This is a genomic window from Moraxella sp. CTOTU48268 (assembly GCF_032069585.1).
In the GTDB taxonomy this organism is placed as follows: Bacteria; Pseudomonadota; Gammaproteobacteria; order Pseudomonadales; family Moraxellaceae; genus Faucicola; species Faucicola cinerea.
The window spans coordinates 17,405-33,632 of record NZ_DAMALV010000026.1; the positions used below are offsets into that span (position 1 = coordinate 17,405).

At 43.7% G+C, this 16,228-nt stretch carries 17 protein-coding genes; 8 read left to right on the top strand and 9 right to left on the bottom strand.

The window, feature by feature from the left end:
* From leuD to RT143_RS09005, 4 genes are all read left to right on the top strand, one after another.
* Positions 1-490: 3-isopropylmalate dehydratase small subunit (leuD, locus tag RT143_RS08990; RefSeq protein WP_313092558.1), on the top strand; the 490-nt coding region annotated here is incomplete at its 5' end.
* Positions 491-800: 310 nt separating this feature from the next.
* The gene (locus RT143_RS08995; RefSeq protein WP_313092560.1) at positions 801-1,439 is read left to right on the top strand and encodes a hypothetical protein; all 639 of its coding nucleotides are present in this window, start codon (positions 801-803) and stop codon (positions 1,437-1,439) included.
* A 146-nt stretch (positions 1,440-1,585) separates the two neighbouring features.
* A complete protein-coding gene (leuB, locus tag RT143_RS09000) occupies positions 1,586-2,656 on the top strand; it encodes a 3-isopropylmalate dehydrogenase (RefSeq protein ID WP_007114910.1) in 1,071 nt (356 codons plus the stop codon).
* Positions 2,657-2,877: 221 nt separating this feature from the next.
* Positions 2,878-4,197: a L,D-transpeptidase family protein gene (locus RT143_RS09005; RefSeq protein WP_313092562.1), complete on the top strand. Its 1,320-nt coding sequence runs from the start codon at positions 2,878-2,880 to the stop codon at positions 4,195-4,197.
* 54 nt (positions 4,198-4,251) lie between these two features.
* On the opposite strand, the gene RT143_RS09010 is transcribed toward RT143_RS09005, so the two are convergent.
* The 6 genes from RT143_RS09010 to ruvC form a co-directional block, all read right to left on the bottom strand.
* A complete protein-coding gene (locus RT143_RS09010) occupies positions 4,252-4,476 on the bottom strand; it encodes a hypothetical protein (RefSeq protein ID WP_160001443.1) in 225 nt (74 codons plus the stop codon).
* A gap of 97 nt (positions 4,477-4,573) precedes the next feature.
* Positions 4,574-5,083 (bottom strand): peptidoglycan-binding protein LysM, encoded by a 510-nt coding sequence (lysM, locus tag RT143_RS09015; RefSeq protein ID WP_007114907.1) that lies wholly within the window; start codon positions 5,081-5,083, stop codon positions 4,574-4,576.
* A gap of 299 nt (positions 5,084-5,382) precedes the next feature.
* Positions 5,383-6,486: a calcium:cation antiporter gene (locus tag RT143_RS09020; RefSeq protein ID WP_313092563.1), complete on the bottom strand. Its 1,104-nt coding sequence runs from the start codon at positions 6,484-6,486 to the stop codon at positions 5,383-5,385.
* 86 nt (positions 6,487-6,572) lie between these two features.
* Positions 6,573-7,964, bottom strand: coding sequence for an MFS transporter (locus RT143_RS09025; protein WP_313092564.1), 1,392 nt, complete (start codon positions 7,962-7,964; stop codon positions 6,573-6,575).
* Positions 7,965-8,069: 105 nt separating this feature from the next.
* Complete coding sequence (gene purU, locus RT143_RS09030; protein WP_065252963.1) at positions 8,070-8,930, bottom strand: formyltetrahydrofolate deformylase; 861 nt, start codon at positions 8,928-8,930, stop codon at positions 8,070-8,072.
* Positions 8,931-9,097: 167 nt separating this feature from the next.
* Positions 9,098-9,700 (bottom strand): crossover junction endodeoxyribonuclease RuvC, encoded by a 603-nt coding sequence (gene ruvC, locus RT143_RS09035; protein WP_313092565.1) that lies wholly within the window; start codon positions 9,698-9,700, stop codon positions 9,098-9,100.
* Positions 9,701-9,955: 255 nt separating this feature from the next.
* Here ruvC and RT143_RS09040 point away from each other — a divergent pair, with 255 nt between their 5' ends.
* The 4 genes from RT143_RS09040 to RT143_RS09055 all read left to right on the top strand — a co-directional run bounded on the left by RT143_RS09040 (position 9,956) and on the right by RT143_RS09055 (position 13,623).
* Positions 9,956-10,591 carry an FxsA family protein gene (locus RT143_RS09040; RefSeq protein WP_313092567.1) on the top strand — a complete coding sequence of 212 codons (636 nt, stop codon included), beginning with the start codon at positions 9,956-9,958 and terminating at the stop codon, positions 10,589-10,591.
* 260 nt (positions 10,592-10,851) lie between these two features.
* Positions 10,852-11,559: a CoA transferase subunit A gene (locus RT143_RS09045; RefSeq protein ID WP_060994364.1), complete on the top strand. Its 708-nt coding sequence runs from the start codon at positions 10,852-10,854 to the stop codon at positions 11,557-11,559.
* A gap of 17 nt (positions 11,560-11,576) precedes the next feature.
* Positions 11,577-12,206 (top strand): 3-oxoacid CoA-transferase subunit B, encoded by a 630-nt coding sequence (locus RT143_RS09050; protein WP_313092569.1) that lies wholly within the window; start codon positions 11,577-11,579, stop codon positions 12,204-12,206.
* Positions 12,207-12,390: 184 nt separating this feature from the next.
* Positions 12,391-13,623 (top strand): SEL1-like repeat protein, encoded by a 1,233-nt coding sequence (locus RT143_RS09055; protein WP_313092570.1) that lies wholly within the window; start codon positions 12,391-12,393, stop codon positions 13,621-13,623.
* A 67-nt stretch (positions 13,624-13,690) separates the two neighbouring features.
* On the opposite strand, the gene rnt is transcribed toward RT143_RS09055, so the two are convergent.
* From rnt to RT143_RS09070, 3 genes are all read right to left on the bottom strand, one after another.
* Positions 13,691-14,431: a ribonuclease T gene (gene rnt / locus RT143_RS09060; protein WP_313092572.1), complete on the bottom strand. Its 741-nt coding sequence runs from the start codon at positions 14,429-14,431 to the stop codon at positions 13,691-13,693.
* Between the two features lie 44 nt (positions 14,432-14,475).
* The gene (pyrC, locus tag RT143_RS09065) at positions 14,476-15,558 is read right to left on the bottom strand and encodes a dihydroorotase (RefSeq protein ID WP_313092574.1); all 1,083 of its coding nucleotides are present in this window, start codon (positions 15,556-15,558) and stop codon (positions 14,476-14,478) included.
* 175 nt (positions 15,559-15,733) lie between these two features.
* A partial coding sequence (locus RT143_RS09070; RefSeq protein ID WP_313092575.1) for a hypothetical protein occupies positions 15,734-16,228 on the bottom strand: 495 nt, incomplete at its 5' end.

A 16,228-nucleotide genomic window follows, 5' to 3' on the forward strand; every position in this document is an offset into this window, starting at 1 on the left:
TGGTCAAGACAATAGCAAACGCCCCATTAACCCTGATTTTATTTTGAATCAGCCCCGTTATCAAGGTGCTAACATTTTGCTTGCGCGTAAAAACTTTGGTTGTGGTTCAAGCCGTGAGCATGCCCCTTGGGCGCTCGAAGAATACGGTTTTCGCACGGTGATTGCGCCAAGTTTTGCCGATATTTTCTACAACAACTGCTTTAAAAATGGCATGTTGCCAGTGATTTTAAGCGAAGATGCGGTCAGTGAATTGTTTGCCGAATGTTTTGCCCAAGATGGCTACCAATTAACCGTGGATTTAGAAAAACAGCAAGTGATTTCACCCTCAGGTAAAAGCTATGCGTTTGACGTGGATGAATTTCGTAAGCACTGTCTGCTCAACGGTTTAGACGATATTGGTCTGACATTACAGCAAGCTGATAGCATCAAAGCGTATGAAGAAAACGCCAAACAATCACGCCCTTGGGTATTTGGCACAGGCGCGGCTTAAAGTGCTACTTGGTTAGGTAAATGTACAATGTCAGTAGCGTTTCATCATTGATGATTGATGATTTATCATTGATGGTTTATTCATCATCTATCCCAACCTGCGTATAAGTCGCGTATAAAAAAGGCATTTTTTGACAAAGGCATTTTTTGACAAAGGTTGGCATATTGGTTATGTTAGTCACATTTTAGCGTGCCTATGACTGTATTTAAATCATGGCATTATTCGCCATGGTTATCATCATTTCACTGTGGCAGGCACCCTGTTACTGCAATTTATTAATTGCTTTTTTTGATTTGAGGGAATAACGACCATGATGTTCACTAAGCGCTTTTTTCACCCTGACTGTTTACCTGTTGTAGCCATTGCGATTTGTTCGGCAGTGGCGCTATCTGGCTGTCAATCAATGACAAAGCAGCCAAGCGCACGCGCCAAACCCTCAGTGGTAACAGCGCCGCAACCGATTGCTGCAGGCAAAAGCACCCTAAAATGTACGGGTATTTATGCCTGTGAAATCAATCGTATTGGCACGTTTTCAGTTATCAATCAATCGACTCACACCCCGAGCGCAACCCTTGGCAACCATAGCTCAGTGACTAGCCCAGTGACCGTCACACCTTTGATGAGTAAGCAGCAGAGCAAGTCTACTCTGCCAAATTACTTGGTAAGTTTTCCCAGTGGTCAGCACATGGTTGCCACCCGTTTTTATTTGGATGAGGATTTGACGAAGGTTGAAAGTTTTAGTTTTATCCATCGTTTTGAAAGCGGTAAACGTTATGAGCTTAAAGCCTACCGCCAAATTCAAAAGACCGATTATAGTTTGCTAGCGCAGTCTGCCCCAACGCCACTGTGTATTGACTTGTATGAAAATGCCAAACTTACCAATCAATGGTGTAAAAAACCCAATCAGCAAGGCGCTTTATCGAATGAATTTATAAAGATTGCTTTATAGATGCCCCTAAAAGCTTTTCTCACAAAAAGCTTTATCCAAGAAAGCATCATTCAATAACGCCTGATTCAATTATTTTTTAGAAACTAACAAAATTTTAAAAGCTGCGTTGTCAGCAAAAAGTTGTGGATTAACGTTAAGGAAATAACATGACAAAACAGATCGCCGTATTACAAGGTGATGGTATTGGTCCTGAAATCATTGGACAAGCTGTCAAAGTATTGGACAAATTAATCGAGCAAGGATTAGACGCTCGCTATGAGTATGGGCTGTTAGGTGGCTCAGCGTATGATGCGCATGGCTCACCCTATCCAGAAGCTACCCAAACCCTGTGCCGCAAGGCTGATGCGGTATTGCTCGGTGCTGTCGGTGGCCCACAGTATGACAACCTTGAACGCTCAGTGCGCCCTGAGCGTGGATTACTGGCGATTCGTAAAGACTTAAATCTATTTGCCAATCTTCGCCCAGCCATTCTTTATCCAGAGCTTGCCAATGCGTCAACTTTAAAACCTGAGGTGGTATCTGGGTTAGATATTTTGATTGTCCGTGAGCTCACCGGCGATATTTATTTTGGTGAACCCCGCGGTATTCGCACACTTGAAAACGGTGAGAAAGAAGGCTACAACACCATGAAATACAGCGAATCAGAAATTCGCCGTATTGCCAAAGTCGCTTTTGAAGCAGCGCAAAAACGCGGTAAAAAACTCTGCTCAGTTGATAAAGCCAACGTACTTGAGACCACAGAATTTTGGAAGCAGATTTTCACCGAAGTCGCTGCCCAATACCCAGATGTTGAATTGACTCACATGTATGTCGACAATGCAGCGATGCAGCTGGTCAAAGCCCCAAAACAGTTTGATGTGATTGCCACTGGCAATATTTTTGGCGATATTTTGTCAGATCAAGCCTCGATGCTGACTGGCTCTATTGGTATGCTGCCATCCGCGAGCTTAAATGACACAGGCAAAGGGCTATATGAACCATCGCATGGTTCTGCCCCTGATATTGCCGGTCAAAATAAAGCCAACCCATTGGCAACCATTTTGTCATTGGCGATGCTGTTACGTTATAGCCTCAATGATGAAGCCCGTGCCACACAGGTTGAGCAAGCAGTGCAAAAAGTATTGCAGCAAGGGTTACGCACGGGCGATATCTTTGAACAAGGCACCACGCTGGTTTCTTGCTCAGATATGGGTGATGCGGTCATCGCTAACTTATAATATTTGATTATCCTAATTTTTACCCTGCGTTAAAGGTAGTGTTAGCCCGTCTAACCTGCCTTTTTTTATAGCATTTTTGCCAACATTTTTTTGAAAAATTTGTAAAATCCTGCTTATCTTCAAGCGAGTTTTGCTATAGTATGCCATTATCGTTTCTCTAAAACCTCGATGACCTTTCATCCCATCCTCACTTGCTAAATTTTTCTTAAAATTCAATGACTATGTCTTCTTATCATAAAATATTACCTTGCTTTACAAGCATCTTGCTTGCTATCAGTTTATCTGCCTGTCAACAGTCACCCAATCAAGCCATGGATGTACCCACAGTTCCGACAGCAAGTACTACAGCTAGTACTGCAGCCAGTACAACCGCAAGTGTCGCTGCCTCTTCGCCTGCCCCAACACTAAAAGCCAATGTCAGTCAACAGTTTATTGGCACAAGCTTGGTGCAGCAACGACTGAAACAAGCCTTGCCAGAGATTGCCTATACCACTGATAATTTACCGATGGTTGCCCAGCAAGTAAACCAAGTGAGTTGGTCACCCACAGGCGCTATTGAGTTAAAAGCCATGCCTGCCTCTGCGGTGGCGGCGTCACAAGCCGCATCAACCGCATCTGCTTCAGCGACCCAATCTGCGCCGGGTTTTCAATCAACTATTGACTATGCTGCGCTCAAACAATCGGCTAATGACAATCCGTCATCCGTGGCTGACAAAGACGCGTTACCATCAAAACAAGTGTTCATTAAGCCTGATGAACTGCTGGTATTTAAGACCCAAGCACTGCTTAACTGGCATGGGCATAGTGTGGGTGCGGTGACAGGGATAATGAATAAAAATACCATTAAAGCGATGCAGATTTTTCAGCAAAAGCACAATCTGCCCGTAACGACTACAATGGATGAAGCCACTTGGTCAGCGTTAACCAGCAACGAGACGTTAAATAAGCAGCCGATTTTTATCAATTATCAGCTAACGCGCGATGATTTGGTGATTACCAAAGCGCCCAAAGACATGCAATACAAATCAGCGCGTGAAGCGGTAGCTGAAAAATTCCATATGAGCCAAAAACTGGTGAGTCGATTAAACCCCACCACGCCACTCAAAGCGGGTAACGTTATCACCGTCTACAATCCTTATCAGCCCAATATGACGGAAGTGACCAAGGTTGTGAGCGATAAAAAGAAAAATATCTTGTACGCCTATGCCGCTAGTGGTGAGCTCGTTGCAAGCTACCCGACAACCGTGGGTTCTAACTACACCCCCTCACCGTCTGGCAGTTTAAAAGTTAAAAACCGTGTATTAAACCCCACCTATAATACTGATTTTTCTTCCAAAGAAAAGTGGCTACCACCAGGACCCAACAACCCTGTGGGGCGCGCTTGGATTGGGTTATCAAAACGGAGCTATGGTATTCATGGCTCGCCTGAGCCTGAGTTAATCAGCGCGCAAAAATCACACGGTTGTGTGCGTTTGACCAATTGGGATGCGCTAAGTCTGTATGGCACGATAGCCGATGGCGCAGACGTGGTATTTGAATAAGTTTATATTGTATGACCGTCAACTAAACACCCCAAAATCTGGGGTGTTTGGTTATTACGATTCCTGTCGCCAAACTTGTTTTCGCAAATCCTGCTTGGTTTGTCGCCGCTGTTTTTTGCGGGCGATTTCGACATCGTCTTTTTCATGCAGTCCGCCTTTTTGCAAAAGCGGATTTAACGCCAAGTAATTACGGGGTTTAACAGCCAAATTGGATTGAGCGATTGACGGATTTTTCTCCAGTTGCTCACCCAATTTGATTAATTGTTTTTGGTTTTTCATGGTTTATCCTTAAAACTTTATTTATCGATATGCAAATTTTTTTATAAAAAAACCAGCGACAGGAGTCACTGGTTTTTTAAAAGGCTTAAGGTAAAAATTAAGCTGGGATACGAAGCACTTGACCTGGATAGATTTTGTTTGGGTCAGAGAGTAATGGTTTGTTGGCTTCAAAGATTTTGTTGTATTGGTTGGTATCGCCATACACTTCTTTTGAAATTTTTGATAGCGTATCGCCTGATTTCACTGTGTACATACGAGATTCTGGCTCTTGTGTTGCAACCGTGATATTGTCTTCTACTTGTGCAACATACTGTACATTACCTGCTGCTAGAATGGCTTTTTCGCGCTCTGCTTGGTTAGCAGCAGAACCATTAATGGTTACTTTGTCAGTGTTACCGTCATAGTTGACTGATAGATTGTCAATTTTGGCATTTTGTTGGATGCGCTGAATCAATAAGTTTGCAATCTCTTGTGCAGATGGCTCAGTAGAAGCGGCAGGCGCTGCGGTTGGTGCGACGTTTGATGCAGGTGTCGATGCTGGCGCAGCGTCTTTGTTACGATGAAAGATTTTATCACCGATGTCTTTTGCAAAACTAAATAGTCCCATTTGTTTTTCCTTATGTTGTAATATTTTAATATACAATTTTTAATGTCTGGTTTGTTGAAACTCTTAAATGACCGTTTCAATACCTCAAATGACTAGAACGACCTCAAATCACTACACCGATAATCGTGTTAATGATGGCGTTATTCTAGTTGCCTTCTAGATTAGCAAAAACTTAAATTGTTGAGCATAAGTATTTAGTAAAAGAATGTTACTGATTGCAAGTAGTCTTTCATTTATTACCTCATTTATTACGTCATTTATTACGCCAATTTTCTATGCCATTTATACCATTCATTCCATTAGGGGATAATGGAGAAAAACACAAAAGTGGCTAACATGACCAAATGGATGATGCCATGTAAAAAAGTGGTGCGCCCGGTACTTAAAGTATTGATGGTTATCATCAGCGTAATAACCAGCATTAGCCCTTCTTTGGCAGACAACCCAAACATGACGGGCGTTGCTGTGAACATTGAATAAAGCGCGATAACAGGAATTGTCAACGAAATAGACGCCAAAGCCGAGCCTAACGCCAAATTTAAACTGTTTTGCAGTTGGTCGTGGTAGGCAGCTTTTACCGCAGCAATAGATTCAGGCAACAGTACCAAAGCAGCAATAATAATCCCTAGCACAATTTTTGGCATACCCATCGCCAGCAGCGCCGCTTCCATCGCAGGCGACAACATCTTAGCAAGACCTACCACCGTCATTAAACTCAGAAACAAAAATCCCACACTCATCGCCGTGGTTAGCGCATTATCACTGTGATGCAGGTCTTCTTGCCCGTCGGCAATAAAATAATCACGGTGACGAATGGTTTGGGTAAAGATAAATGCGGCATACAAAATCAAACAGCAAATCGCTACAAACAGCAGCTGAGCGCCAATCATAAAACCGCCTGCGGCAGAGGTGGTAAAATTGGGTAAAATAAATACGATTAATGCAATCGCCAATAACACACTAATTGCCGCTTTACTGCCATGCAAACTATAACGCTGTACGTAATTTTTGATACCACCAATCAACAGGCAAATACCAATAATCCCGTTACAAATCAGCATCACTGCTGCAAATACCGTATCACGGGCAAGCACGGCGGCATCGGTGGGTGTGCTACTACTCATGAGTGCCAAAATAAGTGCCACTTCAATCACAGTGACCGCCAATGCCAAAACCAACGTACCAAAAGGCTCACCCACTTTGTGAGCAATCACCTCAGCGTGATGTACGGCAGCAAAAACTGACCCCATCAAAAAAATCGCCGTCACGGTATTCATGATGATACCCGAGGGATGCCAAATCAAATGCACCGCAAGCACTAAAGCGGCAATACTTGGCGACAATAACGTCCAAATGGGTAAATTGATATTATATTTTTGGTTCAGCCAAAATGTTTTCGCCATCTCCCCTCCGCTCTATCTATATTTTCTAATTTATCATATAAATAGATAATATGGTCAAAAATATTAAAATTCAATTAAAAATGAAATTATTTCTCATTATTTTGTAATTTATGCCAGTAAATTATTGGTAAAAGGCACACAAAGCCAATCAACATACTCACCAAAAAATGCCATTGATAGCCCAAAAAATGCGCCATATAGCCACTGGCAAAATGTGCTGAGCCGCCCAACACCGTCAACAGACAAACCTGCACGGTAAAATCACTCCCCGCATTGGCAGGGCGTGAATAATGCATAATGGTCGTGAGCATCGCAATCAGCGCCAACGATGCACAAAAATGCTCCAGCGCATTGACGGCATATAGCCACAAAAAATCCGTCAAAAATTGATGATAAAACCCATAAGCGACCAAGCCATATAACCCTGTGGTCAGCGCTTGGGCAAGATTAAAATACAGCAGTGACGTAAAGCGAGTGAGTCGTTTCATCAAAATTGTGGCGATCCCTGCCCCAGCGACTGAGGCCGCCGAGCCCAAGATGGTTGCCCAAAAACCAATTTGCTGCAAGTTGAGTCCGACATCGACCATCATCGGTTTGACCATACCGCTTGAAATGCCATCAGCAATTTTATAGGTCAATAACACCCCTAGCCAAGCCAGCATCTCCCGCGATGACCAAAAATACTGATAATGGTGGCTAAGGTAATTTTTTAGTGCCTTAAAACTGCCAGATTTTGCTGCCTGTACTTGTTTTTTGGAAGGTTCAACCGAGGTGGGCGCGTTCTCTTTAAAAAACACAATGGGCACGGTATTCATTGCCACCAAAGCCGCCATGGCAAGAAAACTGTTACGCCAGCCCCATTGTTCTAATAGCATCAGTAAAACACCGCCACCGACAATAAGCCCCAGTCGATAGCCGATGACTTGTACGGCATTGCCTTGGCTTTGGCGATGATGGTGATTGGTCGTTTGATTCACCGAATCAGGCGCAGGCATATCATGGGTCAACGGTTCTTTGGGCGCAATAGCCGCTTTAAGCAAACGGGTTGCTAGCCCATCGGTCGCCACATCGTGTGTCGCACCAATGAGACTTAAGGTAAATAGCATCCCGTACAATGTCATCACCGAACTGGTTTGTGCCAAATTATGCGGTTCAAAAAATGCCACCGCAATCAGGATGACAATCGACAACCCTTGCATCGGCAAAATCCAGCTTTTGGCGCGTCCGATTTTCTGTGAATAATAGCCGTCCACCACAGTAGCCCACAGGAATTTAAGCCCCCAAGGTACCAAAATCAGCCCTGACCAACCAATGGCAACCAGTGAGACTTTGTATTCACGTAAAATCGCTGGCAAGGCTTGGGTGATAAATCCTGCGGGCAAGCCTTGAGCCAAATATAAGGTGAGCAGTAAGCCCAAGGTTTTATAGTGGGTCAGATGAGAATTAGATGGTGGCGCTGGCGACTTTGATAACGGCATAGGACTATCACAGGTAGATTATTTTTATAGTCGGGAGAGGGGCGTAAAATCTACGCCCTCCTATAACAAGATAAACTGCAATGATAGCAAATAACGGATGAAAAATTAGTTAAATACCACCGTTTTATTGCCTGTGACAATCACCCGGTTTTGTAGATGCCAACGCACGGCACGGGTCAGCACGCTACGCTCGACATCTTGCCCAATCGCCCGCAATTCTGCCACATGGTGGCGATGGCTGACACGGTGCACGTCTTGCTCAATAATTGGTCCTTGGTCAAGGTCGGCTGTGACATAATGCGCGGTGGCACCAATCAGTTTGACGCCTTTTTCATACGCTTGGCGGTATGGATCAGCACCGACAAAGGCTGGCAAGAATGAATGGTGAATATTGATAATTTTCATGTGCCAAGCGGCGGTAAATTCAGCGGATAAAATCTGCATATAGCGCGCCAGCACCAACAGATCACAGTCTTTTACCAACGCTTGAATTTCGGCTTCTGCTTGTACTTTATTGTCTTTGCTCACAGTCACTTGATGAAATGGCACACCAAAATTTTCTACCGCTTGGCGCAAATCATGGTGATTACTGACGACACAGGTAATCTCACAATCTAGTTGTCCTTGTTGCCAGCGCCACAGCAAATCAAGGAGCGCATGGTCATATTTGGACACCAAAATCGCCACTTTTTTACGTTTACTATTATCAAATAGTTTCCACTCCATTTGATAGATGCGAGCGACGGTATGCTCAAAACTGCCTTTCATATTATCGATGATATTGTCTAAATCATTGATAGCCATTTCAAGGCGCATAAAATACTGACCGCCTTCGGGCTCAGTCGAGTATTGGTCAAGGCTGATAATATTGGCGCCATAACGATAAAAAAATTCGGATACAGCTTGCACAATGCCTGCGCGGTCTTGGCATTTAATCAATAAAGTTGCAGTAGCTAGTTGGCTCATGAGGTACTTCTTGTGTTCAATTTTCAAAAGATGCCATTGTAGCGATTTTTGTGCTGACAAAGAAGTCTAAACCCGTCAAAAGCCTTGTTGGATATAAAAATTTTCTTGAGATTGGCGAACCTCACTGCCTTTTAACCTAACTTTTAACTTATCTTTTAACCTGCCTTTTAACCTAAATTACCCAAATCAACTTCGGTCAAGCGCCAGCGACCTTTTTTCTTTGAGCGTCCACCTGCGCTTTGACCAGCGATTACCGCTGCACCGCCAAGCAATTTATTCAGTGTCTGACTATGATAGGCATGACAAATCGCACACGCCAAGCCATCTGCCGCATCCGCTTGCGGCTGTATCTCAAGGCTCAACAAGCGCATCACCATAAGCTGAATTTGCTCTTTGTCTGCCGCGCCATAGCCACATACCGCTTGTTTGATTTGCCGTGCGGTATATTCAGCTACTTGCAAATCTTTGGCAACCATGGCGGCAATCGCTGCACCCCGCGCCTGCCCAAGCTTGAGCGCGGTGTCGGGGTTTGATGCCATAAATACTTGCTCGATGGCAGCGGTCATGGGTTCACTGGTGTATTTTTGATAATGCTCAACGATACGGCTAATCCCATCAAATATCCGCTTGAGCCGCTCTGGCATGGTTTCCCCTTGGCTGTAAGCATGAATCGTGCCTGCATCCAAATGTTCAAGTTTATCCCCACTCAACCGAATGATGCCATAGCCTGTCAGACGTGAGCCTGGGTCAATACCAATAAAGATACTCATAAAAGATGCTCGTAAAACATGCTCGTAAAAAAAGATACCCACAAAAAAATTTTGCTAAAAATGCAGTCGAAGCTAAAAACATCGAAACTAAAAATGCCGTCAAATTATAGCATTTATCAAAAATTTAACGAAAAAATTGCTGAATTTCAAAAAACTATTTGATAGTTTTATGCATTACCCCCATCATTATTGCATTGGTTAATGATTCATCGTTTGTTCTTTATAGTTTATTCATAATTTAGGAATCGTATTTTCATGGGAAATATAGTTGGGATTGCCATTGTCTGGTTGATTATTGAGATGCTGGTTTGGTATCTAATCGCACAATTTGTCAGTGGCTGGTGGGTGTTTTTGTGGTTTGTCGTGGCTGGCTTTGTGGGTGCCGCCCTCATTAAAAAAGGCATAGCCACCCTAAAACCGATGGCTGGACAAGCCCAAGCCGCCATGCTTAACCCTGCGATGCGCCCCAATGAAAACTCTGTGGTTAAAGCGATTGCTTTTGTGGTGGCAGGTATCTTATTGGTACTGCCCGGTATTTTGAGTGATATTGCAGCACTTGTGGTGTTATTACCTGCGGTACAAAATAAGTTCAAAGCCTTTGCCAAAGACTATGCCACTAAAAACCCAGAAAAATTGATGCAAATGATGGCAAGCAAAATGGGCGGTATGGATCCCTCAAAAATGGGTGGCTTAGGTGGTCTTGGCGGCATGGGTGGACAAAACCCGTTTGGCGGTCAAAATCCATTTGGCGGTATGGGCGGACAAAATCCGTTCGGGGGCTTTGGTAGCAAAAATAACAACGGCAGTAAATTTGGCACGACCATTGACGGACAAGCCAAAACGGTCAACTCGAACGCCAAACGCATCACCCGCTCTGCCAATGATGACTAGACAATGGATAAAAAATTGACTGTTAAACATTGATAAATTTAAGGCATCCCTAGTATGCCTTTTTTTATGCCCTATTTTTGCGAAAAACTGGGTTTACTTTTTGCAAAAATTCATGCAATGTGATTTACTTAAGACAAAATTTGTTATATAAATTCTATAATGATACAATTTGTTTCGTTTTTGAATTTTTAGGTTTGAGCGTGATTTTTATTTTTGGTAAATAATATTAGCAACATTGGTTAGCAACAAGGAGTGAATGTATGACCAGCAAAGTATATGACAGCGCAGCTTCGGCACTTGAAGGCGTCATCAAAGATGGACAAACGATTGCGGTTGGTGGTTTTGGTCTGTGTGGTATCCCCGAAGCTTTAATTGAAGCCTTGCGAGATAGCGGCGTTAAAGATTTGACCTGTATCAGCAATAACGCTGGTGTCGATGGTTTTGGTTTAGGATTATTACTAGAGACTCGCCAAGTCAAAAAAATGATTGCGTCGTATGTCGGTGAAAACAAAGAATTTGAACGGCAGTTTTTATCGGGTGAATTGGAAGTGGAATTGACCCCACAAGGGACGCTGGCAGAAAAACTGCGTGCTGGGGGTGCAGGCATCCCTGCGTTCTTTACCGCAACTGGCGTAGGTACCCAAATTGCTGAAGGTAAAGAAGAGCGTGAATTTGACGGTCGTCAATATATCCTTGAGCGCTCATTAGTCGCTGACGTGGCACTGGTCAAAGCCCAAAAAGCCGATAAAGCGGGCAACTTGATGTTCAACAAAACGGCGCGTAACTTTAACCCAGATGTCGCCACTGCAGGTAAAGTCACCATTGTCGAAGTTGAGCAATTGGTGGAAACTGGCGAGCTAGATCCTGACCAAATTCATTTGCCGGGTATTTATGTGCATCGCATCGTGGTCAATGCCAACCCAGAAAAACGCATCGAAAAAGTGACGACCAAAGAACAGACAAACTAGGATAGAAGGAGATTACCATGGCATGGACTCGTGAACAAATGGCACAAAGAGCCGCAAAAGAACTACAAGACGGCTTTTATGTCAATCTAGGCATCGGTTTGCCAACCTTAGTGGCGAACTATATTCCAGAAGGCGTCAACGTTTGGCTACAATCAGAAAATGGGCTGCTTGGGATTGATGAATTCCCAACACCCGATAAAGTTGACCCAGATTTAATCAATGCAGGTAAACAAACCGTCACCACAGCGACTGGTGCGAGCTTTTTCTCAAGCTCACAGTCATTTGCCATGATTCGTGGCGGCAAAGTCAACCTTGCTATCTTGGGGGCGATGGAAGTTTCAGACACTGGCGATCTTGCCAACTGGATGATTCCTGGCAAGATGGTTAAAGGCATGGGCGGCGCGATGGACTTGGTTGCAGGCGTTCAACGCGTCATTGTATTGATGGAACATACCAACAAACATGGTGAGCCAAAAGTATTGGCTGAATGTACGCTACCCCTGACAGGCAAAAAAGTGGTGAATCGTATCATCTCTGATTTAGCCATCATGGATGTAACCGATCACGGTTTAAAACTGGTTGAGCTGGCAGACGGTGTCACGTTTGAAGAATTACAATCAAAAACGCCTGTAACCATTGCCCAATAACACCTGCAAGATAACAACTTTAAAATATCGCTGTCACAAGCCAGCGTAAGATTGCCATTAAAAGGGCAGTGAAAAAAGGCAATAAAAAAGGACAGTGATGCTGTCCTTTTTTATTGTTTTGGTTTTTTTACTTTCGGTGATTTGTCCTCTATAATGACATCACTATCAACATTTATCCAACACCATGATTGCATCTCGCTTCTCTCATCCCAAATTTATCACCGATGAAGACAATCCGCTGATTGATCGTAAATATCCTAATGAGATGGCTGCCGATGACGGCGTGGCATTGCCGCAAATTTATCGGTTTGACTTTACCGAGGTGCCAGATTTTAGCCAAACAGTGATGCAAATCACCCCGGTGATTGATGCAGCCAATATCATGGATACGCTCAATGATCATGAATCGGTATCAGAAAATGTCACCCCTGCTACTGATAAATCTGTGCACATGGCTCAACAAACGGCGTCATCGATGCCGCCCATTTCGCTCAACAACCCCCTTACTTCTCAATCGCTAACTAGTAAAATCCCATCAAAAACACGCTCAAATCGCCAGGTCATTGCGCAAGCAAGAGCCCAAGCCAAACAAATTGAACAGCAAAAACAACAACAAGAACAGCAACGCCAAGCACAAGAAATCGCCCGCTATCAGGCAGAAGTTGAAGCCGCGCTACTCAATCCCACACTGCATGAAGGACTGCTCAATCAGCGCAAATCCATTGCCGAATCGCAGGCAGTGGTCAACAAACATGCGATTTTTGGCGAGCTTGCACAGGATTTGCAGACCATTCAATGGCTTGATTCAAATCTGGCAGAACAAAGCCGAGCAATGTATGAAAAAGCGGTTGCGCTGATTCAAGCAGCGCAATCAAGTGGCAATTTATTAGAAATCAATGCATTAGAAAATAATGTACTCGAAGACAATAATGTAGTCGAAAACAATGTACCAGCAGAAAATGTAGTTGAAAACAATATATCAGCAGACAATTTGGCAAAAGCCGTACAAATAATTGATGAATTTGCCAAGAATGGTCTTGCTGATGCATTGCTGCGCCAAGCGCTGTGGCTATTTGAAGGCAATCACTTACTCAAGATTTCTCAAAATTCCCAACAAGCTTTGCTACTGTTACAACAAGCAGCCTCGCAGCATGATAATCGCGCGGAGAAATTACTCAGTAAACTGTACTATGCAGGACATGGGGTTGAGCAAGATAACGAGATGGGTAAATACTGGCTAGAGCTAGCTGCGGCACATGGTCACCCTGACGCCATACGCATTTCACAAGGTATTGCCACCCTGTCATTACTCAAGCAAACCCAGCGCGAAGATACTAGCTATGGTAAAAAAATGGCGCTTGCGACTGCGGCGCTGATTATATTCATGATACTGATATTTGTAGCAGTTAAAGTTTAAAGATTTGGATGAATGACGTGATTTGGGTATTAAATAAGGTTAAACATCCAAATCCCTACCAAAAAATTTAGCCATCAGTAGGGTCGTCAGATGGCACTAGTACGTCCTCGTCCTCATCATCGCTATCCTGACGCCCATCACTCTTATGCTCATCATCATTAGCCTCATCGCTCGCCAAGTTTGGCGTCAGCAACGGATAATTGTTTAAGATATAACAAAACAATTCAGCCGTTTTTTGGGTGTCATATAAGGCAGAATGCGCTTCATTTCCATCAAATTCTAGTCCAGCGAGTTTGCACGCTCTCGCCAATACCGTTTGACCAAACGCAAGCGCGGATAAGGTGACGGTATCTAACACAGAGAACTGGTGAAATTGGCTTTGATTTTTGCTATTGGTACGCTCAATTAAAGCATTTAAAAAGCTGAGGTCAAAATGCGCATTGTGCCCTACCAAAATGCACTTGGTACATTGGGTCGATTGACGCACCGTTTTTAAATATTTAAAAATACGGCGAATGGCAGTTTTTTCATCTTCGGCAATCGCTTTTCGCATCGGACTGTGGGGATTGATACCGGTGAATTGCAGGGCACGCGCTTCAAGATTTGCCCCTTCAAACGGCTCAATATGGGCATTGACCGCCTCACCTGGGTAAAAATGCCCGGTATCATCCATCAAAATTGGAATACAGGCAATCTCAAGCAAGGCATCGGTTTTTGGGTTGAACCCTGCTGTCTCTACATCCACCACCACGGGCAAGTAATTGCGAAAACGGTGGGCAATAGTCATGGGTTCAGTTGTGGCGGTCATACGTTACCTTGCGGAAAAAACAGAAAAAAATAAAGGATTAAAAATCATACGGCTAAATTAAATGGCATCACTTTCCAGTCCAGCGTTTGTCCAGCCATCAGCGGGGTCAAATCTTTACCGTCAAGATAAGGATAATGCTCGGGGACTTGCCACGCTTCACGCACCAAGGTCACTTTATCACTATTGGTAGGTAAGCCATAAAATTTTGCGCCGTGAATACTGGTAAAGCCTTCTAACTTGTCAAGTTTGCCCACGCTTTCAAAGGCTTGGGCATACAAGGGCAGCGCAATCGATGCGCTGTAACAGCCTGCACAACCGCAAGCATTTTCTTTGGTATGCGTCGCATGGGGCGCAGAGTCGGTACCAATAAAGAATTTAGGATTGCCACTGGTTGCCACATCAAGTAATACTTTTTGGTGACTTTGGCGTTTTAAAATAGGCAAGCAATAAAAATGCGGTTTAATGCCGCCCACCAGCAGGTGATTACGATTAAACAGTAAATGCTGCGGGGTAATCGTCGCTGCGACATTTTTGCCCTGTGACAACACAAAGTCAGCGGCATCACTGGTGGTGATGTGTTCAAAGACGATTTTTAGTTTTGGAAATTTATCAATGAGATTGACCATCACTTCATCAATAAAGCGTTTTTCACGGTCAAAAATATCAATATGATGGTGCGTCACTTCGCCATGAACCAAAAGCGGTAAACCCAACGCCTCCATCTTGGCAAATACATCGGTGCAATGATTGATATGCCTCACCCCATCCGCAGAATTGGTGGTCGCACCTGCAGGATATAACTTGACTGCTTTTACTACACCTGAAGCAACGGCAGCTTCGATGTCTTCTGCCGTCAGTGACTCGGTTAAGTAAAGCGTCATCAATGGCTCAAATTGCTGGGAGATACTGTCATTGGGCACTTGCGCCAAAATACGCTCACGATAAGCGATAGCATCAGCGGCTGTTTTGACAGGCGGCACCAAATTTGGCATACAAATGGCGCGGCGAAAATTGGCAGCAGCATGTGGCACCGTCGTGGCAAGCGCCTGCCCGTCCCGTAAATGAATATGCCAGTCATCAGGGGCAGTAATAGTAAAAGTATTGATAGGTGCAGTCGCTGCGCTCATGATTTCCTCGAACAGTTTTGAGAGTGCCTTAAAAAAACAACGTCAAAAACCGATAATTGAAGCGTTGAAAAACTTGTGCATCATAGCAGTTTTAGGCAAAAAACGACATGAAAATATTCGCAAGCCAAGTACACTGACAAATAATACGTCAGTTTATGTCGTTTTGATAACAATGTTAATGAGTTTTGGATTTATTGCTAGGTTTTTTATCTGTTTTATTATTAGCCTTATCGTCGGGCTTTTTGACCGATTTTTTGTCAGGGGCGGTTTTTGATGATGGTGACTTGTCTTTTTCTCTTGGCGATTTTTCTTTTACCGCTTTGTCCTTAGTCGTAGATTTTTTGGTGGCACTAGAAGTTTTTTCAGATTGTCCACTGTCGACTTTAGATGAGCTAGCTTTTTTCTTATGGTCTTGTTTAGCCTCATTCTTACCATCGGTTTTGGCATCATCGTTGGTATTTTTTTTGCGGTCTTTTTTGCTTTCCGCTTTTTTGCTTTCCTCTTGTTTATCAGATTTTTTCATAGCTCGCGCTTTTTCAGATTGTACCGAAGGCTTTTCATCCAATGACTTAGATTTATCGTGTTTCTTGTGATGCTCAGCTGTAGTCATCTCATTGGTCACTGTACTCGGTGTCGAGGCGACTTTTACTATCGCCACATCGTGATAAAC